The sequence below is a fragment of the Shimia aestuarii genome (assembly GCF_900114635.1).
GTDB classification, from domain to species: domain Bacteria; phylum Pseudomonadota; class Alphaproteobacteria; order Rhodobacterales; family Rhodobacteraceae; genus Shimia; species Shimia aestuarii.
This window is the reverse complement of the sequence record NZ_FOTQ01000009.1, coordinates 1-21,951: the sequence shown is the minus strand read 5'-3', so window position 1 is coordinate 21,951 and position 21,951 is coordinate 1. Positions and strand designations below refer to the sequence as shown.

Annotated in this window: 18 protein-coding genes; 10 read left to right on the top strand and 8 right to left on the bottom strand. The window is 58.0% G+C overall.

Features of this window, described 5'->3' with window-relative positions:
• Positions 1-28: 28 nt before the first annotated feature.
• From BMZ35_RS17375 to BMZ35_RS17365, 3 genes are all read right to left on the bottom strand, one after another.
• Positions 29-2,311 carry a glycosyl hydrolase family 28-related protein gene (locus tag BMZ35_RS17375; RefSeq protein ID WP_093095631.1) on the bottom strand — a complete coding sequence of 761 codons (2,283 nt, stop codon included), beginning with the start codon at positions 2,309-2,311 and terminating at the stop codon, positions 29-31.
• Between the two features lie 187 nt (positions 2,312-2,498).
• Entirely contained in the window at positions 2,499-2,900 is a 402-nt protein-coding gene (locus tag BMZ35_RS17370; protein ID WP_093095629.1) for a DUF4864 domain-containing protein, read from the bottom strand.
• A 129-nt stretch (positions 2,901-3,029) separates the two neighbouring features.
• Positions 3,030-4,604, bottom strand: coding sequence for a lysine--tRNA ligase (locus BMZ35_RS17365; RefSeq protein WP_093095840.1), 1,575 nt, complete (start codon positions 4,602-4,604; stop codon positions 3,030-3,032).
• A gap of 120 nt (positions 4,605-4,724) precedes the next feature.
• Here BMZ35_RS17365 and BMZ35_RS17360 point away from each other — a divergent pair, with 120 nt between their 5' ends.
• The gene (locus tag BMZ35_RS17360; RefSeq protein WP_093095627.1) at positions 4,725-5,162 is read left to right on the top strand and encodes a tellurite resistance TerB family protein; all 438 of its coding nucleotides are present in this window, start codon (positions 4,725-4,727) and stop codon (positions 5,160-5,162) included.
• Positions 5,162-5,611 carry a L,D-transpeptidase gene (locus BMZ35_RS17355; protein WP_093095625.1) on the top strand — a complete coding sequence of 150 codons (450 nt, stop codon included), beginning with the start codon at positions 5,162-5,164 and terminating at the stop codon, positions 5,609-5,611. Before BMZ35_RS17360 ends, BMZ35_RS17355 begins: the two co-directional genes overlap by 1 nt.
• A 16-nt stretch (positions 5,612-5,627) precedes the next feature.
• On the opposite strand, the gene dacB is transcribed toward BMZ35_RS17355, so the two are convergent.
• Complete coding sequence (gene dacB, locus BMZ35_RS17350) at positions 5,628-7,118, bottom strand: D-alanyl-D-alanine carboxypeptidase/D-alanyl-D-alanine endopeptidase (protein ID WP_093095623.1); 1,491 nt, start codon at positions 7,116-7,118, stop codon at positions 5,628-5,630.
• An 86-nt stretch (positions 7,119-7,204) separates the two neighbouring features.
• Between dacB and BMZ35_RS17345 the strand changes: the two genes are divergently transcribed.
• Positions 7,205-8,038, top strand: a complete 834-nt coding sequence (locus BMZ35_RS17345; protein WP_093095621.1) for a DMT family transporter — start codon at positions 7,205-7,207, stop codon at positions 8,036-8,038.
• Here the strand turns inward: BMZ35_RS17345 and BMZ35_RS17340 are convergent.
• The gene (locus BMZ35_RS17340) at positions 8,035-8,634 is read right to left on the bottom strand and encodes a nicotinate-nucleotide adenylyltransferase (protein ID WP_093095618.1); all 600 of its coding nucleotides are present in this window, start codon (positions 8,632-8,634) and stop codon (positions 8,035-8,037) included. The genes BMZ35_RS17345 and BMZ35_RS17340 overlap by 4 nt on opposite strands.
• A gap of 125 nt (positions 8,635-8,759) precedes the next feature.
• On the opposite strand from BMZ35_RS17340, the gene BMZ35_RS17335 reads away from it, so the two are divergent.
• From BMZ35_RS17335 to BMZ35_RS17325, 3 genes are all read left to right on the top strand, one after another.
• Positions 8,760-9,635 (top strand): bifunctional helix-turn-helix transcriptional regulator/GNAT family N-acetyltransferase, encoded by an 876-nt coding sequence (locus BMZ35_RS17335; protein WP_093095616.1) that lies wholly within the window; start codon positions 8,760-8,762, stop codon positions 9,633-9,635.
• A 77-nt stretch (positions 9,636-9,712) separates the two neighbouring features.
• Positions 9,713-11,368 carry an energy-dependent translational throttle protein EttA gene (gene ettA, locus BMZ35_RS17330; RefSeq protein WP_093095613.1) on the top strand — a complete coding sequence of 552 codons (1,656 nt, stop codon included), beginning with the start codon at positions 9,713-9,715 and terminating at the stop codon, positions 11,366-11,368.
• Positions 11,368-11,916: a hypothetical protein gene (locus BMZ35_RS17325; protein WP_093095611.1), complete on the top strand. Its 549-nt coding sequence runs from the start codon at positions 11,368-11,370 to the stop codon at positions 11,914-11,916. The genes ettA and BMZ35_RS17325 overlap by 1 nt, the downstream gene beginning before the upstream one ends.
• Positions 11,917-12,262: 346 nt before the next feature.
• On the opposite strand, the gene BMZ35_RS17320 is transcribed toward BMZ35_RS17325, so the two are convergent.
• Together BMZ35_RS17320 and BMZ35_RS21000 are read right to left on the bottom strand one after the other, a co-directional pair.
• Positions 12,263-12,478: a YgaP family membrane protein gene (locus BMZ35_RS17320; protein ID WP_278247161.1), complete on the bottom strand. Its 216-nt coding sequence runs from the start codon at positions 12,476-12,478 to the stop codon at positions 12,263-12,265.
• 119 nt (positions 12,479-12,597) lie between these two features.
• Positions 12,598-12,774, bottom strand: a complete 177-nt coding sequence (locus BMZ35_RS21000; RefSeq protein ID WP_165610119.1) for a hypothetical protein — start codon at positions 12,772-12,774, stop codon at positions 12,598-12,600.
• A 371-nt stretch (positions 12,775-13,145) separates the two neighbouring features.
• Between BMZ35_RS21000 and BMZ35_RS17310 the strand changes: the two genes are divergently transcribed.
• The 3 genes from BMZ35_RS17310 to BMZ35_RS17300 are packed head-to-tail and all read left to right on the top strand — an operon-like array spanning position 13,146 to position 18,032.
• Complete coding sequence (locus tag BMZ35_RS17310; RefSeq protein ID WP_165610118.1) at positions 13,146-14,513, top strand: TolC family protein; 1,368 nt, start codon at positions 13,146-13,148, stop codon at positions 14,511-14,513.
• Positions 14,514-14,542: 29 nt separating this feature from the next.
• On the top strand, positions 14,543-16,720 hold the full coding sequence (locus BMZ35_RS17305) for a type I secretion system permease/ATPase (protein ID WP_165610117.1): 2,178 nt from the start codon (positions 14,543-14,545) through the stop codon (positions 16,718-16,720).
• A complete protein-coding gene (locus tag BMZ35_RS17300) occupies positions 16,710-18,032 on the top strand; it encodes an HlyD family type I secretion periplasmic adaptor subunit (RefSeq protein WP_093095597.1) in 1,323 nt (440 codons plus the stop codon). Before BMZ35_RS17305 ends, BMZ35_RS17300 begins: the two co-directional genes overlap by 11 nt.
• 60 nt (positions 18,033-18,092) lie before the next feature.
• Here the strand turns inward: BMZ35_RS17300 and BMZ35_RS17295 are convergent, their stop codons facing one another.
• Positions 18,093-20,339 (bottom strand): CHASE2 domain-containing protein, encoded by a 2,247-nt coding sequence (locus BMZ35_RS17295; RefSeq protein WP_165610116.1) that lies wholly within the window; start codon positions 20,337-20,339, stop codon positions 18,093-18,095.
• A 263-nt stretch (positions 20,340-20,602) separates the two neighbouring features.
• Between BMZ35_RS17295 and BMZ35_RS20655 the strand changes: the two genes are divergently transcribed.
• The coding region (locus BMZ35_RS20655; protein ID WP_165610115.1) for a FecR family protein at positions 20,603-21,951 on the top strand (1,349 nt) is incomplete at its 3' end.

The following is a 21,951-nucleotide window of genomic DNA, read 5'->3' as shown; positions in this document are numbered from 1 at the left end:
GCGCCGCCATTCCTCACCTACATCGGGATCAGTCCATACGCACTGTTACCGTGACATCCCCGGTCATCGCGGTTTCCCAGTGCAGCGTGACTTCATCCTGCCCACTCCCTGACAGCAGCCCGACATAGGGCGTGGCAAAGGTGATCTGGTTCGAACCATTGCGCAGCGCCTTCGTCGCCACCACCGCGTCCACACCACGGCTGCGGCCGCCAAAGGGCAATTGCCCCTCGGATTTGACGATCCAGGTGTTGCTGGCGGTGTTCTGTTCGTGGGTGATCTGAAGCGGGTTGTAGATCGGTGTCGTGACATTGTGGAACGTGTTGCCCGAGACGAACACGTTCTTCCCCCGCCCCATATCCAGACCGGCAAAGCTCGTATCCACCCGGTCCACCCGGTCAATCGTCCCGTTGATCGAGCGGAACTTGTTGCCGGTCACGTTCATGCCGGTGATGAAATGGCCCTGCCCATAGGGTTTGATCACCAGATAGGCGAACCACGGTGCCACGTCGCCCGACAGGAACACGTTGTCCGTGATCGACAGCGCCCCGAACGAGAACCCGCCCGTGAATTCCGGCTCCGAGTCATATTCGTTTGTCCACTCGATCGTCGCATTGTCCACGTAGTTGCCGTCAATCGTGGTCGACGTATAGCCCTGCGCCAGCACGATCCCCGCCGTGCGTACCCCGTCCGCCTGACCATCGCCCTGGAAAAAATGGTTTCCGGTGATGGTCGAGTTGGTGCCCCCGATCACGGCGAAATGCCGGAACTGGCTGGCGCGGTTGTTGCGCAGCTTGACGTCGTTGGCATTGGTGTTGATGGCCACCGTCACCCGGTCCTGCGCCCGTTCGCCACCTTCACGGGTCAGGAACTGGCAGCGGTCGATCAGCATGCCCTGACACCCCTCTCCCGGCGAGGTGATCCCGCGATCCCGCGGGCGGGTAATGAAACTGTCACGAAGATGAAACACCACGCCGCTTGGCGACAACAGGATACCGCTGGCCAGTTCGTTGCAGAGGAACTCGACATTCGAGATCTGGAACTGCGAGATCTTCGAGAACCCGCTGAAATCCAGAATATACTTGAACCGGGTGAACGTGTAGTTCTGCGTGCCCTCCGCATCGTAAAGCGGCTGCGTCAGCACAACTTCCTGGGTCGCGGTGTTCTTGGAATGCACATAGATTTCGCGCCCCACGCCATTGCCCGTCACCAGGGAACCGACCTGTATATTGGCAACATTGGCCACGTTGCGCAGAGTGCGCCCGTCGCTCGCGGAATAGGTCGCTTGGCTGGTGACAACATCCGGGTCCCATGCGCTGTCACCGGTCACGTAGAACTGCCCGTTATGGATGTGACGGCGCTGCGCGTAGGACGTCCGGTTGGGCACAACGGATTGCAGGTCGATCGGTGCCGAAATGGTCAACCGCCGCCCACCGAGGTCAAGGCTTTCATGGTCCGCACTGTTGAGCAGCGACTGGAACGCCTTCTTGAAGGCAAGTTCTTCGTCACCAAAGGCATCAATATAGCTGGGCAGGTCGAAATTCTTGGTCAGGGACAGAATACCATTCGTCTCCATCGTAACCGTGCCCTCGAACACGACCCGGTTGTCAAAAGTCACGCCGGACCCGAGGTAGTGAACCCCTTCTGACACCAGCACCGCGCGTCCGTTTGCGGCTGCATCCGCAGCGATAAAGGCGGCGCTGTCATCGGTGCTGCCATCACCTACGGCCCCGAAATCCTTGACATCGACCCAGTTCATCATGTCCCGGTGAAACGCGTGAGTGATGTCTTCGATCTCGATATCGTCGATCCGAATGATCCCTCCGTTCAACCCGGTCAGGTCCAGCCCGAAATGACCGTAGACAGGGGCGGTGCCCCAGACCATGTCGACCCCGTCGCGCCCGCCACTGCCGACAATCGCGCTCACCTCGACAATTTTGCCATATGACGACAACGTCACCGAAGGCCCGGTTTCGGTAAGCCCGGACACGTGGGCATGGCTGCCGTTCCCGGCCCAGGCCGCGATCCGCACCGAAGGAAGGTTCCCGCTGATCGCCTTCACCCGCGCCGTGACCCGCAGGTAACAGCCGGGCAGAATGGGTGTTTCGCCCATGTAGCGCAGCTTTTGCACACTGTCGGTCTTCTGAAGCTCAAGGCAGCCGCCAAAATCCTGATCGGCTGGCACGAAGGCCGCGTTTAACGCGTTCTCATAGGTATCGGACCCCGGCGTCCCGTCCTCGCTCGACCAGACATCCAACCCGTTTTCGAACTGGGGCGGCGTGAAAAGCACACCATCCGTAATCGCCTTGTTCATGAAATCCCTTTCTGCACCCCATCTTCGTCGGGGCACCGTCACTTTTCGCTGCTTGGCTCACTCCCCGGCCCTGGAACCGGTACAGCAGGGAAATATCAGACAAGGGGTTTTCACGGCCTTAGACGACCGTCCCAAACGCTACGCTTTGGGATTTAACTTATAAGAAACAAATCTTTATCCGTTGCGTCTATGTCCCCACGACGGCGCGCTTCATCAACAGGACTGCGCCAATCCGCCAGCCGGACTCGGTCGGGATCATCTCGTAGTCAAGCACATGCACCACGCCGGACTGGTCCGTGACCAGCACCTTCTGCCAAAGCGATCCCGCTTCCTGGCGGAACTCCAGAAAGACCACCTCTTCAGGGCGATGCACCATCGGATAGCCCCGCCGCACCATCTCGCCAAACCGTTCGGCTGTGCCAAATACCTTCTGAATCCCGTCTGCCGCAAAATCAAACGCCCCGGCCATGTCATCGGCCTTAAAGGCCTCCATTTGGCTTTCGATCACGAACTTCACGTCATCCTGATTGGCGGACGCCACCGCCCCCCAAAGCCCGAGTGCCATCACAAACGAAAGAAAAACACGCATGTCTCCATCCTCCTGCGCATAATTACGCAACAGAACAGGCAGCAGATCGTTTTAGGTGGGTTCTGAAACGACATGACCCCGCCATTGGCGGGGTCACACGCATCTCAAATCGTCAAGCTTGGCTTCTAATCAGGCTAGCTCGCCCGCCAGCCCCTGCTCGATCAGGGCAATGGTTTCCTCAACCCCATAAAGCGCGATGAACCCGCCGAAACGCGGCCCCTGGCTTGCGCCCAACAGCACTTCGTAAAGCGCCTTGAACCAATCGCGCATCGGGTCGAACCGCTCGCGCCCGACTGAGAAGACCAGCGACTGCAGCTCGTCCGCATCCGCGCCACCTTCCCACGTTTTCAGCTTGTCACGCAGCTCTTCCAGCGCTTCGCGCTCAAGATCGCTCGGCGCGCGATACACCTTGGTCGGCTTCACGAAGTCATTGTAGTAGCGCACCGCAAATCCCGCCGCCGCATCCAGATCGGGGTGCGTCTCGGCACTGGCCTCCGGCGCATAGCGCTGGATAAAGCCCCAAAGCTGGTCTTTCTCTTCCGCTCCGGCCACCGATGCGAGGTTCAGCAGCATCGAATACGGAACCACCATGTTGCTCTGCGGCACGTCCCCACCATGGATATGCCACACCGGGTTGTTCAGCTGCGCCTTGAGATCCTGCCCATGATAGGCCCGCAGCTGCTGATGATATTCGTCCATCGCCTTGGGGATGACATCAAAATGCATCCGCTTGGCGGTCTTGGGTTTCTGATACATGAAATAGGACAGGCTCTCGGTCGAGGCATAGGTCAGCCATTCGTCGATCGACACGCCATTGCCAGATGACTTCGAGATTTTCTGTCCGTTTTCATCAAGGAACAGCTCATAAGTGAAATGCTCCGGCGCCCGCACCCCCAGCGCCCGACAGATGCCGTCATAGATCGGCGTATTGGTCGAGTGGTCCTTGCCATACATCTCGAAATCGACACCCAGCGCCGCCCAGCGCGCGCCGAAATCCGGTTTCCACTGCAGCTTCACGTTGCCGCCCGTGACCGGCAGCGTCCACTCCTTGCCGTCCTCGTCGTCAAAAGTGATCGTGCCGTCCTTGGCGTTGACCTCTTTCATCGGCACATAAAGCACCCGACCCGTTTCCGGGTGAATGGGCAGGAAGATCGAGTAGGTCTGGCGACGCTCTTCGCGCAAGGACTTCAGCATGATCGCCATGATGTCGTCATAGCGCTCTGCCGCCCTGAGCAGAATCTCGTCGAACTGGCCCGAGCGATAGAACTCGGTGGCCGAGTAGAATTCATACTCGAACCCGAACGTGTCGAGGAACCGGCGCAGCATGGCGTTGTTGTGATCGCCAAAGCTGTCATATTCGCCAAACGGGTCCGGCACCGAGGTCAGCGGCTTTTGCAGATGCTCCTGCAACATCTCCGCATTCGGCACGTTGCCCGGTACTTTGCGCATGCCGTCCAGATCGTCCGAGAAACAGATCAGCTTGGTCGGAATGTCCGAAATCGCCTCGAACGCCGTGCGGATCATCGTCGTGCGCGCCACTTCCCCGAAGGTGCCGATATGCGGCAGCCCTGACGGGCCATAGCCGGTCTCGAACAGCACGTATCCCTTCTCCGGCGCCTTGTCCTTGTACCGTTTGAGCACCCGGCGCGCTTCTTCAAAGGGCCAGGCTTTCGATACGAGGGCTGCGTCGCGCAGGTCAGACATGTCCATCTCCGGTTCATGCAAGGGGTTTTGCGGCCGGTCACATCATTGCATCCGGCAATCTGACGCTTCCTATTGCTCCTGACGTCGCCAGTCAATATTCTGCGCTGCAACACCGCATTCATGAGGAAATCGACAGTGGCAGACGACATTCTTACCCCGCTTACCCCGCAGGACTGCCTCGTGGCTGTCATGGTCGCCATTTCGGCCAGCGATGAAACCATCCGCACCGCCGAACTGATCAAGATCCAGACGGCGGTGAACAACCTGCCCGTCTTTGGTGAATACGATGTCGACCGTTTGAAAACAGTGAGCCAGATCGTGTTCGACCTCTTCGAGCAGGAGGACGGGCTGGCCGCGCTTTTCGGCCTCGTGCGCGACAACCTGCCCGAGCGGCTTTATGAAACGGCCTATGCGCTGGCTTGTGACGTGGCCGCCGCCGACGGCTCGCTGGCGGAACCGGAATTGCGCCTGCTCGAGGAAATCCGCTACGAGCTTGAAATCGACCGCCTCCATGCCGCCGGGATCGAACGCGGCGCCCGGGCGCGTCACATGACCTGATGAGGTCTCTCCGCGGTTTCCTTGTCGCCCTTCTCTGCGCGCTCCTTCCGGGGGTCGCAACGGCGGGCGCGACGGAAACCGTAGTCGCCCGCGTCAACAAGACAACCCAGACGCTTACTGTCTACTTTGACGGCTGGCCCATTTTTCGCGACTGGCCGGTATCCACGGCACGCCCCGGCAAATGCACGCCGAATGGCCTCTTTCGCGCGCAATCCCTGTCGCGGTATCACCGCTCGTCTCTTTACAACAATGCACCCATGCCCTTTGCCATCTTCTTCAATGGCAATTACGCGGTGCATGGCACTGATCAGACCGCGCGGCTGGGCACGCCCGCGTCGGCCGGCTGCGTACGCCTGCATCCGGAAAACGCCGAGATCCTCTTTGATCTCACGCTATCGGTCGGCCTGAAAAACATGTGGGTCGAAATCATCGCGCCACCGCCCGAGTGATCAGACCCAAACCGGATCACGACCCATAGACCGCGCCCCAACGTTCCAGAAGGCTTTGCTGAAGTGCCTTTGCATTGCGGTTCCATGTCCGCGCACCGGGCGGGCGCTCGCGATCCGGGCCGATGAGCCGGTCCCGCGCCGATGTATCCGCCACAAAAATCGCAAAGGCCAGTTCGCTGTCACCGGGGGCGCTGACATACCCGGCCAGCCCGCTGACAAAATGCAGCGTTCCGGTCTTGGCCTGCACCTTCAGCGGATGGAACTTGTCCACCTTGCCGTTTTTCCCACGCAAACGAATGTCCTTGAGGATCGGGCGCAGCACCTGCTGGCGTTCGGCACGGCTCAGCACCTGCACCAACTCGCTGGCCCGCATACGCGAGTCCTCTCCCAGACCGGAATGGTCGACCAGGGCCGCATGCGCCATGCCCAGCGTTTGCGCCGCCCACTGGTTCATCGCATCCGCCGATCCCCGAATATCGCTGAACTGCGCGCCACGGGCCCGGCTGGCGGTCATCCCCACGATTTCCGCCGTGATGTTGGTCGAATATTTCAGCATGCCTTTGAGGATGTCGCGCAACGGGTCGCTGGAAAGTGTCGCCAGCGTAGCCCCTTGAGGTGCGCCGCTGGTCATCTTGGCTTGTTTCAGGACAATCCCGTGAGACCGAGCCAGCGTGCGCATGACCTCTCCGGCATAAAGCTCGGGCTGCCGCACCGGAAGCCAGCGCGCGCCCCCGTTTCCAAGCGCCGAACGCGCCACGGTCCAATGATCAACGCCATTGACCTGCTTGAAAGTATAGACCGGCAGATCTCGGTTGGTGATATTCATGCGCGCGACTGTCACGGCCGGACGATAGCGGTCCGAGCGCGCATCCATCGTCACGGCATAATCCTTGGCGCCCCGTTTCCATTCGAAATGCACCCGATTGTAGTTCAGCGACAGCCCCGAAACCGACGGGTTATACCCTGCGTGATCAGGCTGCTTGTTGTCGATGCGTACAACCCGCGGCAACACGCCCCCCCAAACAAGGAACCGCCCGGTGACCTCGCGCACCCCGGCGGCCTTGAGCTGGCGGGCCAACTCGGCCAATCCGTTCGTGTCCAGCGTCGGATCGCCGCCCCCGCTCAGCACGAGATCCCCGTTCAGCACACCATTGGACAGGGTTCCGACCGCCACCAACCGCGTTTTGAACCGATAGTCCGGCCCCAGCGTTTCAAGCGCATAGAGGGCGGTCAGCGCCTTGGTCACACTGGCCGGGGGCAGCCCGGTTTCCGCCCCGTGGCTTTCCAGCATCTCCCCGGTCCGGGCATTGGCGACCGCGCAGCCCACAACGCCACTGACCCCGGCGGCCTTGATCAGCGTCGCCATCCCCGGCGCCGAGCGCGCCAGAAGCGAAGATGGGCGCAGCACCGGGCGCAACGAGACCTTGGGCGGGTTCGCCCAGCCCGGAACCGCCGCCCCGGACAAAAGCCCTGCCAGAAATACCCGTCTCGAAAATGACTTTCTCATTCCGTGATTCTAACCCCGCCCCGCGACGGCTTACAAGAACCAAGAACGTGCTTTTGAGCCTGTCGCCAACATGTTACTGGCGACCCATGTGGAAACTCGCCGCCCTCATGTTCGTTGCCATGTCGATGATCCCCGCCGGGGACACGGCAGGCAAGCTGCTGAGCACCGAACACGGCGTCAGCCCGCTCTTCGTGGCGTGGTCGCGCTTTGTGCTGGGCAGCCTGATCGCACTGCCCCTGGCGCGGGCCGATACGCTGCGCGCCCTGCGCGACTGGCGCATCTGGCTGCGCGCGATGCTGCTGGCTGGCGGGATCACCTCGATCCAGTTCGCCCTGAAACATGCGCCCGTCGCGGATGTCTTTGCCGCCTTTTTCGTTGGCCCCATCGTCAGCTACGCACTTTCCGTGCTGCTTCTGGGGGAAAAGGTCACGCCCCTGCGCACGCTGCTCATGGCCGTCGGCTTTGTCGGCGTGTTGCTCGTGGTACGCCCCAGCCTCAGCATGGGTCCCGGCATGGCGTTTGCCGTTCTCGCAGGCACGTTCTACGGCGCATTTCTCACCGCCTCACGCTGGCTCTCGACCGTGGCCCGCCCCGGCAGCCTTCTGTTCACACAGCTTTTCCTGAGCGCCCTTGTGCTGACCCCGTTCTGCTGGATGCTCACGCCCGCCCTGACACCTGCCCTCGTGGGCCTGACAATCGCCAGCGCGGTCTTTTCGCTCGGAGGCAACTTCCTGTTGCTCTTCGCCTATGCCCGCGCCGAAGCCGCCGCACTTGCCCCGTATGTCTATTTCCAACTTGTCGGCGCCGTCGCGCTTGGCTGGCTTGTCTTTGGCGACCTGCCGGACCCTCTGACATGGGGCGGACTTACCCTCATCATCGGCGCCGGGATCACCAGCGCCGCCCTGCCCCGCAAACCCTAGCGCCAGCGCCCGCTGGCACGGATACGGGTCGAGCTGACATCCACCATCGGCACATTGACAAAACACCATGCCGGAGCTGCTGCCTGCCCCAACGCGCGGCTTTGCCGCGGCGCGATCCGGGCATGCCGGAACACCTGCGCCGCCTTGGCCGTGCGCGCCTCGACCCGATCACCCGGGCGCGCCATCACACCAACCGGCACCCGCGCCATGATCTCCTGCCAGTCTTTCCAGAGGTGAAACTGCGCCAGATTATCCGCGCCCATGAGCCAGACAAACCGGGCCTGCGGACAGGCCGCCTGCAACCTGACAATCGTCTCTGCCGTATAGCGCGTTCCGGCCTGCGCCTCGAAATCCGAGACATGCACCCGCGGGTGCTGCATGATCTCGCGCGCCGCCGCCATACGTCGGCTCAGCGCCGCCGGGCCGCGCTCTTTCAACGGATTGCCCGGTGACACCAGCCACCACACCCGGTCCAGCCCGAACCGGCGCAGTGCCTCGCGAGTGATATGCACATGTCCTTGGTGGGGCGGATCAAACGATCCCCCCAAGAGCCCGATAACCTGACCCGGCGCGACGTATGGCAATCCATTTCGCATCAAGGGTTTCTTGCCCTGCCCCCGCCCCCTGTCAACCGCAAAGCCCGCCCTCGACGCGCCTCTCCCCGCTTGACCCCGACAAATCCGCTCCCTAGAAGTTGGAAAACAGTTGACCAAGGTAAACTATGCCGCACGACCCCGTCACCCGCATCCGCCGCTTCAACCGCGCTGTCACACGCGAAACCGGCGTTCTGGACCAGTCTTTCCTTGGCCGCGGCCGCCCCCTGGGCGCGGCACGGGTCCTGCACGCCATCGGGCGCGACGGGGCCGACCTTGAAACCGTGCGCACCTATCTTGGCCTAGACAAGACGCTGTTGAGCCGATTTCTCAAATCGTTGCAGGAAGAAGACCTTGTCCTTCTGACCCCCGACCCCGAGGATGCCCGCCGCCGGACCGCCACCCTGACCTCCAAAGGGCAGGAAGAGCTCACCGCCTATAACGCCCTCTCCGACGCGCGCGCCCAGACCCTTCTGGCGCGCGGTCCCAATTCCCAAGCGCTGCTTGCGGCCATGGACCTCATCGCCTCGGCGCTTGGACAGGACGATATCGAGATCATCGCCGCCGATCCCCGCGACGCGGACTCGCTTTACTGTCTCCAAGCCTATTACGCCGAGCTGGCCCGCCGGTTTGAGCAGGGCTTTGACGTCAACCTCTCGGCTGATCCCGAGGCGACCGACATGATCCCGCCGCGCGGCAACTTTCTTCTGGCCATGTCTGACGACCTGCCCGTGGGCTGCGTCGGCCTCAAGGGCACCGACAAGGGCTATGGTGAAATCAAACGTCTCTGGATCGCTGATGCGGCGCGCGGGCTGGGCCTTGCCAAACGCCTGATGACCGCCGCCGAAGACACGGCCCGCAGCCTTGGCATGACAACGCTCCGCCTCGACACCAACGCCGCCCTCCCCGAAGCCATCCGCCTCTATGAAACCACCGGCTGGCACCAGATCGACCGCTTCAACGACGATCCCTACCCGACGCATTTCTTTGAAAAGCATCTCTAGACGCGGAACCGATTGCCCCCGCCCGCCCCCTCCGCTATCACCCCTGAAACGATTTTTGGCGAACGGAGTCGGCACCCATGGCATCCTATCAGTACGTGTACCACATGCAGGGGGTCTCCAAGACCTATCCCGGCGGCAAGAAGTGCTTTGAAAATATCCACCTGAGCTTCCTGCCCGGCGTGAAAATCGGTGTCGTCGGCGTCAACGGCGCCGGTAAATCGACCCTGATGAAGATCATGGCCGGTCTCGACAAGGATTTCACCGGCGAGGCCTGGGCCGCAGAAGGCGCCAAGGTTGGCTACCTCCCGCAGGAACCCCAGCTCGATGAATCGCTCACCGTGCGCGAAAACGTCATGCTGGGCGTGGCCGAGAAGAAAGCCATCCTTGATCGCTACAACGAACTCGCCATGAACTACTCGGACGAAACCGCCGAGGAAATGGCCAAGCTGCAGGACGATATCGACGCCCAGAACCTCTGGGATCTCGACAGCCAGATCGACGTTTCCATGGAGGCCCTGCGCTGCCCCCCCGATGACGCCGATGTGTCGACCCTTTCGGGCGGGGAACGCCGCCGCGTTGCGCTCTGCAAACTGCTGCTCGAAGCGCCCGACATGCTGCTTCTCGACGAACCGACCAACCACCTCGACGCCGAGACGATCGCATGGCTGCAACAGCACCTGATCGACTACAAGGGCACCATCCTGATCGTCACCCACGACCGCTATTTCCTTGACGACATCACCGGCTGGATCCTCGAACTCGACCGCGGTCGCGGCATTCCTTACGAGGGCAACTACTCCGCATGGCTCGAACAAAAGGCCAAGCGGCTGGAGCAGGAAGCCCGCGAGGACAAGTCCAAGCAGAAGACGCTGGAACGCGAACTCGAATGGATGCGGCAGGGGCAAAAGGCGCGTCAGGCCAAGTCGAAGGCCCGTATCCAGGCCTATAACGAACTGGCCAACCAGTCCGAGCGCGAGAAAATCACCCGCGCCCAGATCGTCATTCCGAACGGCCCCCGCCTTGGCTCCAAGGTGATCGAGGTCGAGAACCTCTCCAAGCACATGGGTGACAAACAGCTGATCGAAGACCTTTCCTTCAGCCTCCCCCCCGGCGGCATCGTCGGCGTGATCGGCCCCAACGGCGCGGGTAAATCGACCCTGTTCAAGATGCTCACCGGGCAGGAACAGCCCGACAGCGGCACGATCGAACTCGGCGACACGGTGCAGCTCTCTTATGTCGACCAGTCGCGCGACGACCTGAACCCCAAGGACACTGTCTGGGAGTCGATCTCGGGTGGTGCCGAAATCATCGAACTGGGCGACGCACAGGTCAACTCGCGCGCCTATTGCTCGTCCTTCAACTTCAAGGGCGGCGATCAGCAGAAACCGCTGAACCTGCTTTCGGGCGGTGAACGCAACCGCGTGCACATGGCGCGTCTTCTGAAAGAGGGCGGCAACGTGCTCCTCCTCGACGAACCGACCAACGACCTCGACGTCGAAACCCTCCGCGCACTGGAAGACGCGCTTGTCGATTTCGCTGGCTGCGCCGTGGTCATCTCGCACGACCGTTTCTTCCTCGACCGTATCTGTACGCATATCCTCGCCTTTGAAGGCGAAGCCCACGTGGAATGGTTCGAAGGCAACTTCGAGGATTACGAGGAAGACAAGAAACGTCGTCTGGGGGCCGATGCGCTTGAGCCGAAGCGGTTGAAGCATAAGAAATTTACGCGGTGATGAAACCCGTTCTCAAACACGGCACGCAAGATATTAGAGAACTTTATCTCGCAATTGGGTACGCAGTTTCCAAGTGGGAACACTTGGAAACTCGCCTATTCTTGCTGTACTCCAACTTAGCGTCTCGAGATTTCTTCTCCGATACACAAGCTTACAGCGCGATATTGTCTTTCCGGGCCAGAGCTACCACCATTGAACGCTTGGCCGAATATCGTCTTAAAAACCACTCCGAAACGCTCAAACAACTGAATACAATGCTCGAACGCATTAAGAGGCTTTCGCAGCGACGTAACGAAGTGGTCCATGGGCAAATAGCGCACTTAAATAATACGATCACCAGAGACGATTCCACAACCACGTCGGCTGGGTACTATGTGGAAAACTCCATCTATGGTTCGGTTTATGACGTTCGACATTCCAAAAAGCACTTCGCGCATAACGCGAACGACATTATTGGCTTTGGCAACAGTTTTGAAGAATGTAGGAACGACCTAAATCAACTAATAGAAAAAATCGAAAACGCTGACATTAGATACACTGACGCATGATACTCAAATAGTTTCTGGGTTGAGTTGCCGCCAATAATCACTAGCCCGGAATCAAGGCTTGCTCTGCAAGCCGCCGGGCATCGCCCGACCGCCCCATGGGCGGGCGATTTTGCCCCCTCTTCCCTCCGCACCACCGTCGGCAGTATTTGGCACCATAAAGCGCCCCAAAAACAGGTTGGCTCGCCCACCCCGGTCGGTCGACGCCCGGTCCCAAACCATCCGCGTAGCGAAAACGGGAAAGACACAACACCTCGCCCAAGGTCGGGCGCTACCCGGCCCCTCCCCAAAAAGCAAAAAGCCCCGCCTAACCGGCGGGGCTTTTCCGTGAGTGGTCTTCCGTCAATTCTCAGAACGCATTCCCGGGCTTGAACCCGATCGCCTTGAAGATCATCGCGGCGGGGCAGAAGCCGGTAAAGGCCGATTGCAGCATGTTGGCACCGATGAACACGGTGAACCACACCCACATCGGATGCACGAACATGGTCAGCACCACGCTCAAAAGAACCATCACGCCGGCAAATGCCAGCACGGCACGGTCAAGGGTCATCTCATTTCTCCTCATGGTCGGGCCACGCGGCCCGGGTCTGGAGGAGATATAGCACCACCGCCATAAATATTCAATATGTGGAATATCAAATCCACCGGACCGGATCGGGCGACACCCGGCCCACACCGCGACACTTACTTCCCGTCGCGGGCGGCTTTCTCTTCCTTGGTCAGTTTCGCGTTCCACGCGTTCTTGCTCAGGCCCAGTTCAGGCTTGGGCGGTTTGGTTTCGCCGACGGTCACTTTACCGCCCTTGTCCAGATAGGCCTGGATCAGCGCTTCATCGGTGGTTTTTTTGGGAACTTGTTTCATGCGCCACGCTACCGCGCGCGTGCCCTGCTTGTCACGCGGCAATGCTTACCAAATCCTTGCGCACGCCGCGTTAACACCGGCCGTTTAGCGAAAACCGCAAATCCATACCGACGCAATACCGACATGAAACCGACGCGTTACCGAAGGCCCGAAACCCAGCAAAACAAGGCGGTAAGATACATATCAGGAGCAAGGACATCCCCGCACCGTTCGGTGCACTCCGAATGCCTTTACCAAAGCCCTCGCTGGCGTCTTAAAGGGGGAAGTTGACTTCCCAAAAACACAATTTTGCAAATTTCCAATAATTTAGTATGGTTAACTGTCTAAGACTTAAAAATTTTTTGATAGCGGAGCGCACTGTATTGAGAGTCTTGATCAAAACGCTTCTCGCAACAGCGGCTCTGTCAGGCGCAGGTGCGTCTGCAGATGCGGAATCTCTGCGCGCCGCCGTACAACGCGCGCTCACCACCAACCCGTCAATCAAGGCTGTCTCCGCCGAAATGAAAGCGAGCGCCTATGAGCTGTACCAAACCAGGGAAAACTATCTGCCCACGGTTGAAGTTTTTGGCGAACTCGGTGCACAGCATGTGAATGACCCGGCATTCCTGCCAATAACAGATAACAGTAAGACACAGAGGCGGCAGCAGGTCGGCGTGAATGCCAAGCTTGTCCTGTTTGATGGCTATCGGCGCGCGAACATGGTCTATGCACGCGCTGCACGATTGGACGGGAATGTTTTCAAACTGTTGGATGCTTCCGAGACTATGGCGCTGAATGCCACTGAGGCTTATCTCGACGTCTATCGCAATCAACGCCTGCTAGCTGTCGCGCGCAGCAACCTGGAACGGCATCAGGACATCTCTCAGCGTGTTCGCTCATTGGTTGACGGCGGGCGACTGCCGTATTCGGACCTCCTGACCGCCGAAGACCGGGTGGATGCAGCCAATCTGGCGATTATTGACGTGAAAAGATCACTTCGCGATGCGAATGCACGTTACGAACGTGTTATCGGCAATGCCCCCAGCTCGATATCCGGTATTTTCGCAGCGAAAGTTCCCAGTTCTCTTTCGCAATTGACCCAGCGTGCGCTCAGCAACAATTTTCGCATACATCACGCCAATACCAAGATCGACGAAGTACGCGCCAACAAGCAAATTGTCCTGTCCGACAACCTACCCGAAGTTTCGCTCAACGCTGGCAGCACTTACGGAATGAACCGGAACGGTCTGTCTGGCGATCGGAGCGATACCTATGTCGGATTGGCGGTCAAGTGGACAGTTTATCAAGGCGGGCGCAAATTCGAACGCAATGCACTTGTTCAATCCGAATACCAAGCTGGCTTCCAGCGCGACACCGTCGTGCGCGAGGTGCGCGAATTGGCCGCTCAGTCCTGGAACAACTACGTGACGTCGGCAGAGCGCAGGACTCAACTTGAACAACAGTTGGAGATAAACCAACTCATCGTCGGTGTCTATGCGACCGAATTCGATGCGGCCAAACGCACCCTGCTGGATCTTCTTGAGGTGGAACGCTCGCGGTTCAATGTCGAGTTTCAAAAGGTCAGCGCCGACGCAAGCCTTGTCTACAGCACTTTTCGCGTCCTTGCGACGCAAGGCACTTTGGCAGAGTATTTCGGGGTCAAACGCAGCAACATTGCGCTTGAGCCGAATTTCCGTGAACGCGCCAGAACGTCGCCAAGCAGCCTGATTTTCAACACGACAATCGGTCCTCTCGAATGACATCCGATGGGGGTACTGCTCATCAGGCCGTGGACCTGGCAGATCAGTCACCACACAACGAACTGGCCGCGTCAGATGACTTGGCACTTGTTCGCTGGTTCGCGGATCACTTCGATCAGCGCTTCTCGCCGTCATCCCTGGATGCGCGGATGCCCCGCGGGTACAAGCTGAACGATCTCGAAGTGATCGCAAGGGCGTTTTCGGCAATCGGGTTGAAATCGCGGATGGTTACGCGTTCCCCAACTCGTATTGACCCAATGGTTTTGCCTTGCGTGCTGCTGCGGAAAACCGGTGGCGCAATTATTTTGAATGAAATCGACCGTCGCAAGGGAAACGCGATTGTCATTGATCCCCTCGAGGGCGGCATTGAAAGGGAAATAAAGTTACGGCAGTTACGACGCCAGGTACAGTCTCGAGTGCTTTTTGTCACCAAGGCTGACGATTTGTCCGAGAGCAGGTTTTCGCCCGAGATCGCAAAACCTGAGCAACGGCGGTCGCACTGGTTTTGGAGCGCCGTGCGCGACTGCAGGCGATCATGGATACAAGTGCTTCTGGCGGCACTTTGCCTCAACCTACTAAACCTCGCCCTGCCGCTCTTCGTCATGAACGTCTATGACAAAGTCATTCCGAACCTTGCGTTCGTGACACTTTGGACGTTGGCGATTGGCGTGATCATTGCACTCTCTTTGGACCTGGTGCTCAGATTGCTTCGTGCCGGGCTGATCGAACATATTGGTCAACGCGTCGATCTCACAGTCGCGTCTCGGCTTTTTGCTCATGCCATGAATGTCAAACTCCTGAACCGCCCCGGAGGCGCCGCCGGAATTGCCGGTACGATCAGAGACTTTGATACCGTCCGCGAGTTTTTCTCTTCGGCAACCTTTGTTTCGCTGATCGACGTTTTGTTCATTGGCATCTTTATTGCGTTGCTCTTCTGGATCGTTGGCCCTCTTGCTTTTGTCCCCCTTGCCGCCTTGCCCGTGGTGTTCACACTCGCATTGATCACACAGGTTCCGCTTGGAAAGTCCGCGGAGCGTGCGCAACAAATGGCAACCAAGCGACATATTGTGCTGGTCGAAACCTTGTCCGGAATTGAAACGATCAAATCGGTCAATGCCGAACCGGTCATGCAGCGCGAGTGGGAGAAAGCCGTGGCAGATGCATCCCGCGTCAACGGGCGCATGCGCATCTGGTCCGGCTTTGCGGCAAATTCGACCATCCTGATTCAGCAGATCGTCAGTGTGACAATTATCGTCTGGGGCGTGTTTCTTGTCAGCGAAGGACAGGTTTCAATCGGTGGCCTGATTGCTGCAAACATTCTGGCCGGGCGGGTTCTGGCGCCCCTTGGGATGATCGCGCAAACGATCCTGCGAGCACAGTACGCGACAAAGTCTCTGCGCGCGCTGAACAGTTTCATGAAGCTGCCGGTCGACCAATCGCAATCCATCTCCCATGACGTCAAAGTGAAACATGGGCAAGTCGAACTCAAGAATGTCACCCTCACTTATCCCGCCGCTCACGTTCCGGCTTTGAACAACCTGAACTTCAAAGCCTCTCCTGGTGAAGTCGTCGCCCTGTTGGGAAGAGTCGGATCCGGCAAGACAACCATGGGCAAGGTCATTTCTGGGCTGATTTCGCCGGATTCGGGGACCGTTTTGATAGATGGCATTGCTATCAACCAGTACGAACCGGCTGAATTACGGGCAGGCGTAGGCTACTTGCCACAAAACCCCGAACTTTTCACAGGCACATTGCAGGAAAACGTTGCGATCGGTGTCAATCACGCCTCCGAGTCCGAAGTCATGCGCGCTTTGTATTTTGCCGCGATGGACGAATTCGTTTCCGAACACCCGGATGGCATGGATCTTTTTATCGGGGAGCGAGGAGACCGGCTTTCCGGAGGACAACGACAAGGCATCTCGCTTGCCCGCCTGATCCTTCGCAGGCCCAAAATGCTGTTCCTGGACGAGCCAACGAACGCCATGGATCAAACAATGGAAGCACGGCTTGTCTCGAGATTGGGCGAACTGCAAAAAGCCGGAACCGGGGTGATTGTGTCAACGCATAGACACTCGCTCACGGCAATGGCTTCGCGGTTGGTCGTGATTGATCGGGGCCGCGTGGTTCTTGAAGGGCCACGGGAAGAAGTCATGGCTCAATTGTTGATGCCAAAGCACGAACAGGCAGGAGCAGGTGATGTTCGGTAGCCCCAGCGATACGGAGTTCGTCAATCGCGTGCCCGCTGCGGGGGACACATCCACATCAGGTGGCCCCTGGCGCGTGCTTGCAGTCATCGCTGCGGGAATTTCGTCTTTTATGCTATGGGCATACCTATTCGAGATCGAGGAAACCGCGCATGCGTCGGGTCGCGTAATCCCATCGCAACAGATCCAGGTTGTGCAAAGTCTGGAAGGCGGCATCGTGCGTGAAATCCAAGTGCAAGAGGGAGATTTGGTCGACGCAGGCTTTGTCCTGATGCGCATCGACGACACCAATTTTACATCCGAACGGGGGCGTCTGCGAGAGCAAGAGGAGGCCTTAATGGCCGAGGCGGTCCGGCTGACAGCAGAAGCTGAAATGGCGCCAGAGCTTGAATTTCCCGAGGCTCTGTCCAGCCGAAACCCGCTTGCAACCATCGCAGAAGAGCAACTATTCCAGTCACAGCGAGACCAACTGAACCGCGATCTGGAAATCCTGAAGCAAAAGCTTGTCCAGCGGCGCATCGATCTTGTTGAACTTTCCACGAAACGCGAAAAATTCCGCGCGGTGCTTGCACCACTTGTCGAAGAAATGAACCAGACCAGGGACCTGGTTGAGCAGGGCGTCGTGCCCAAGATCGAATTGCTGAGGCTACAGTCGAGATATGCTGATTTGACAGGTGACATCGAAGTCAGCGAAGCGTCGGAACCCGGAATCCTTGCCGCCATCAGCCAGGTCGAAAATGAAATAAAAGCCGCACAATCCACCTACATTTTGAATGCACGCCAACGGCTTGCCCGGCTGCAATTGGAACTCGCGGTCGTTCAGGAACACCTCCGAGCCGCCGACGACAGGGTATTTCGCGCCGATCTGAAGGCACCGGTCCGAGGGACGGTCAACAAGGTTCACGTAACGACCGTGGGTGCGGTTGTACAACCCGGAGCCGCCTTGATTGAAATCGTGCCGACAGACGATACTTTGCTGATAGAAACACGTCTAAGCCCGCGGGACGTCGCATTTGTAACGGCTGGGAAACCCGCTTCCGTGAAAGTTTCAGCCTATGATTACCTGATTTACGGCGCATTGGACGGCGTCGTGGACCGCGTGAGCGCCGATACTCTGCAAAATGCGGATGGCGTAGAATATTTCCGCGTTATCGTCCGAACTGAACGTGCCTATTTGGGGGACGGGGATCGGGTGTACCCGATAACCCCCGGCATGATTGCAAGTGTAGATATCCAGACCGGTCGCAAAACCGTTTTGTCCTATTTGGCGAAACCCATTCTACGTGCACGTGCCGAAGCCATGCACGAACGTTGAAGAAAAACGGCCTGTGTTTTCCAATATGCTTCTGGGAATACATGACCTTCCTCATCCACTCTAACTCGACTTTTTCGTGAACTTATAGACACCATCCCAGTCTTCACCGGGAGGATCTGAACGAAGCTCCGAGATCCTGCTTCTGAAAAGATCCAGATACACCGCCAGACTCAATTGCAGGTGCTCGTTTATACTTTGCATCTGGTCCAGTTTCTGTTGTGCCTTGTCCCATTCCTGAGCGTCATATGCCTCGTGCATTTGTTCGTTGAGAGAAAAGATCTCTTGAAACCCGGCTTCGTCCCTCATGGATTTGTCGCCCAGCAAGGCAAATATCGTTTCCGGAAGGTGCTTTCCCAACACCATGACAGTATCGAGTTTCAGGATCGCAAATTCGGCGCCGACGACTTTGACCGTGTTCATCCCCAATATGACTTGAACCCCATAGTATCGCGATTGCCCTTCAAGGCGCGATGCGACATTCACTGGATCGCCAAGGGCCGTGTAATCAAAGCGGGTTTCACTTCCCATGTTGCCCACGACACACATGCCGGAATTGATGCCGACACCAATATTGATCTTGTGATGCTCCCGCGCGCGCGCGCCACCTTCTGTGCCTGCACTCTCCACATACGCCGATCGCTCATTGAATGCATGAATGTCCGCCATGATCCTCAGGGCCGCATTACAGGCGGCCCGAGGATGATCCGGATTGTTCGTCGGCGCATTCCAGAATGCCATCACCGCGTCCCCCATAAACTTGTCGATCGTTCCCCCGTTATCCATGATCGCCTGCGAAACGAGGGTCAGGAACTGGTTCATCAAGCGTGTCAGCGCTTCTGGATCATCCTTGTAGTCTTCGGCGATAGCGGTGAACCCACGTACATCTGAGAACAGCAAAGTCAGTTCGCGTGTCTCGCCCCCAAGCTTCAGGTCTTCCGGGTGATCACTCAACTGACCGACAAGATCAGGTGATACATACTGCCCGAAAGCATTCCGGATCGAGCGACGCAACCGCTCTTCGCGCAGGTAGTTGACGGTGGTCATGAGCGCAAAGGTAAGGAATGTCGAAATGACGGGATATGAAGGATCTAGTACCACCCCCCTCTGTGTAAAGAAGTAGTAAGAAACCGATACATAGAGCCCAAGCAAGGCCAAGGACAGGCTGATGACCCAACGGGCGGCCATGACCGGCACGAACAAGATGACCAAAACGCAAAGGAACAATGTCACCACGAGTTCGATGGCAATCATGTAGTTCGGACGCTTCAACATTGTCTGGCTTATGATATTTTCGAGAACCTGAGCATGAATCTCGACCCCCGCCATAGAAACACCCAGCATCGTGGGGCGGAAGTCTTCCAGACCAATCGCCGATGTTCCGACAAAGACAAGGTGCCCGGCCAGTCTTCCCTGCGGCATTCGATCGTTCAAAAGATCTGTCGCGGACACATATCGGGCCCGATTGGACGGGGTCAGATGGGGCCAGACACTTCCATCCTGAGCTGTCTCGATCAACTGACGCGCGATCACGACGCCCTCAATTCCGGCTTCGTTCGTTCTGACAAGGAATGGTCCGCCACCGGTGGCAATCCTCAGCAACTCGGCGCTTAGACCAAGCCGGACCTTGCCCTGAACGCTGATGACCAGTGGAGCACTCCGGTAGACACCGTCTACGTCCGGCCGCGCAGAAAAAACACCATACCCCGCAGCATTGGCTTCCAAGATGGGCAGGTTCTGCACGACGTCCGGGAACTGTGGAAGAAAGGGGGTCGGGTCTCCTCCAACAAAGGCATGCGGCACATCCGCCATTTCAATCTTGGTGCTCCGGTTGCCTTCAATGGTCCGAACGCTGGCCTGCCCCAGAACGACCCTGCTTCGGGCAATAGCATCGGCAAGCAATATATCGTTGTCCGGCATACTTTTCAGTTGCTCCGCAACATCGGGCGGCAAACGCGGGTTGTCCATTGCCACGGCGCCTGGAGACAGCCGATCCGGTTCGGAAAACACGATATCAAACGCGATTGCAGCAGCACCGGCCAGTGTAGACTTCTGCACAATCTCGGCAATTCGCGTGCGCGGCCAAGGCCACTGCCCGATTTCGCTCAAACTCCGATCATCCACATCAATAATGGCAACCGGAAGCGGCGTGTATTCCCGAGGATAAGACTGATGAAAAAAATCAAGCGAAACGTTTCTCAAAACACTGAGGGGAAGTGGATCGCCAATGCGAACAATCAGGCCGAAGAAAACGCCAAGCAGGGCGACAACCCTGACCCAACCGATCCATTTTGATGCCCAAGCGCGCATAGACGTGTGCATGCTCCCCAATCAACCTGTTCTCAATAGAGCCAGACCGATTCGCCCCTGATTCGGCATGGCCACCATGACGTAAGGTAACGAAAAACTCGTATTTCGGTACCCAGAGACATTACCAAGTCAGGCGAAAGAGAGTGAAAAAATCGGATGTTAGCCTGAATCGAACGTTTGGTGATTTCGACACTGAATACAAACTGGCGCCAATTTGATAGTGTTCACTCACGTGCTCGTTAACCATGAAATGGGGGCACTTCATGGCATACGATAAATTTGAAGTCGTAGAATTAACTGCTGAAATTATTAGTCTTCCGCCGTCTACCGACGGGCGGACCGTTGTTCCTGACGCTCCGCTTCTTTTTAACGGCGAATTCGAGAGACAAGGGCACGACCTGTATATTCACAACAAGGGATCGGCCACGCTGCGAATTGCCGACTACTTTTCTCAAGGGCAACCTGCAGACCTATACGCCCCAAATGGCGCAGTTCTAAAGGGCAATATCGTTGAACGATTGGCGGGACCAGAAGCCCCCGGACAGTACGCGCAAGTTGGAGATGTGGCGAAAACCGGCGCTATTGGACAAGTTGAAGCTGTCGATGGCAACGCATTCGTCGAAAGAGCCAGCGGCATCAGAGAACAGCTCGACGTCGGTTCGAAGGTTTTCCAGAACGACATTCTGATTACGGACCAGTCAGGAAAGTTATCCGTGACTTTCGTAGATGGCACGATCTTCACCCTGTCATCAGGGTCACGGATGGTCATCGATGATTTGGTATATGACTCGAATAGCAACTCGAATAGCGGCGGTTTCAGCCTGGTTCAGGGCGGATTTGTATTCATTGCCGGCCAAGTGGCAAAAACGGGTGGGATGCAAGTGGACACCCCGTCGTCCACCATGGGCATTCGAGGCACGACAGTCGTTGTCCATGTGCAAACCCAAAACGGCGTGGTCACGACGGAAGTTTCGCTGACACGCGACATGGATGGAAGCGTTGGGCAAATTGAGCTGTTCGATCTTTCAGGAAACCTCATTGCGAACATCACAGACACTAATTCGAAGTGGATCATCCAAGGAGGGGATGGCGACACTGTCGAGGAGCCTCGCAATTCTTCTGACGACGCAGAGGACAACGTCATCATCGCTGATGCGATGGCCGCGCTGCAATCGGCGTTAACCAGAGTTGGAGCAGGACAGACATTCGTCGAATTTGGAGACAGTATTACCGGGAATCCAAACGTTCAACAAAGCCCTGTCGATGACTCCAATCAGAATCTGGACGCGATTGACAGCGACCCTCTGATCGACGGTGAAAACCCCGTAGAGGACAACCGAGGCGATGGTGGCGGCAACAGAGAAATTGAGGACAGGAGCACCAACGACGGCGCTTTCGACGAGGGACGTCTTAGAATAGAGGACAGTAATGACAGCGCCGTCATCACCGGCGACACCGCCGCAACCCCGGCCGAGAACACCACCGCCGCCAGCGGCGACCTCGACCATGCCGATCCAGACAGCGCCGATCCCGACGACCTCTTCCAGCCCGTCACGACCGCAACCGCCTCCGACCAGGGATACGGCACCTTTACCGTCTCCGCCGCCGGCCT

Bases quoted from the DNA above. Each gene is read 5' to 3' on its own strand.
- BMZ35_RS17375 (WP_093095631.1), bottom strand. From the start codon at position 2,311: ATGAACAAGGCGATTACGGATGGTGTGCTTTTCACGCCGCCCCAGTTC.
- BMZ35_RS17370 (WP_093095629.1), bottom strand. From the start codon at position 2,900: ATGCGTGTTTTTCTTTCGTTTGTGATGGCACTCGGGCTTTGGGGGGCG.
- BMZ35_RS17365 (WP_093095840.1), bottom strand. From the start codon at position 4,604: ATGTCTGACCTGCGCGACGCAGCCCTCGTATCGAAAGCCTGGCCCTTT.
- BMZ35_RS17360 (WP_093095627.1), top strand. From the start codon at position 4,725: ATGAGGAAATCGACAGTGGCAGACGACATTCTTACCCCGCTTACCCCG.
- BMZ35_RS17355 (WP_093095625.1), top strand. From the start codon at position 5,162: ATGAGGTCTCTCCGCGGTTTCCTTGTCGCCCTTCTCTGCGCGCTCCTT.
- dacB (WP_093095623.1), bottom strand. From the start codon at position 7,118: ATGAGAAAGTCATTTTCGAGACGGGTATTTCTGGCAGGGCTTTTGTCC.
- BMZ35_RS17345 (WP_093095621.1), top strand. From the start codon at position 7,205: ATGTGGAAACTCGCCGCCCTCATGTTCGTTGCCATGTCGATGATCCCC.
- BMZ35_RS17340 (WP_093095618.1), bottom strand. From the start codon at position 8,634: ATGCGAAATGGATTGCCATACGTCGCGCCGGGTCAGGTTATCGGGCTC.
- BMZ35_RS17335 (WP_093095616.1), top strand. From the start codon at position 8,760: ATGCCGCACGACCCCGTCACCCGCATCCGCCGCTTCAACCGCGCTGTC.
- ettA (WP_093095613.1), top strand. From the start codon at position 9,713: ATGGCATCCTATCAGTACGTGTACCACATGCAGGGGGTCTCCAAGACC.
- BMZ35_RS17325 (WP_093095611.1), top strand. From the start codon at position 11,368: ATGAAACCCGTTCTCAAACACGGCACGCAAGATATTAGAGAACTTTAT.
- BMZ35_RS17320 (WP_278247161.1), bottom strand. From the start codon at position 12,478: ATGAGGAGAAATGAGATGACCCTTGACCGTGCCGTGCTGGCATTTGCC.
- BMZ35_RS21000 (WP_165610119.1), bottom strand. From the start codon at position 12,774: ATGAAACAAGTTCCCAAAAAAACCACCGATGAAGCGCTGATCCAGGCC.
- BMZ35_RS17300 (WP_093095597.1), top strand. From the start codon at position 16,710: ATGTTCGGTAGCCCCAGCGATACGGAGTTCGTCAATCGCGTGCCCGCT.
- BMZ35_RS17295 (WP_165610116.1), bottom strand. From the start codon at position 20,339: ATGCGCGCTTGGGCATCAAAATGGATCGGTTGGGTCAGGGTTGTCGCC.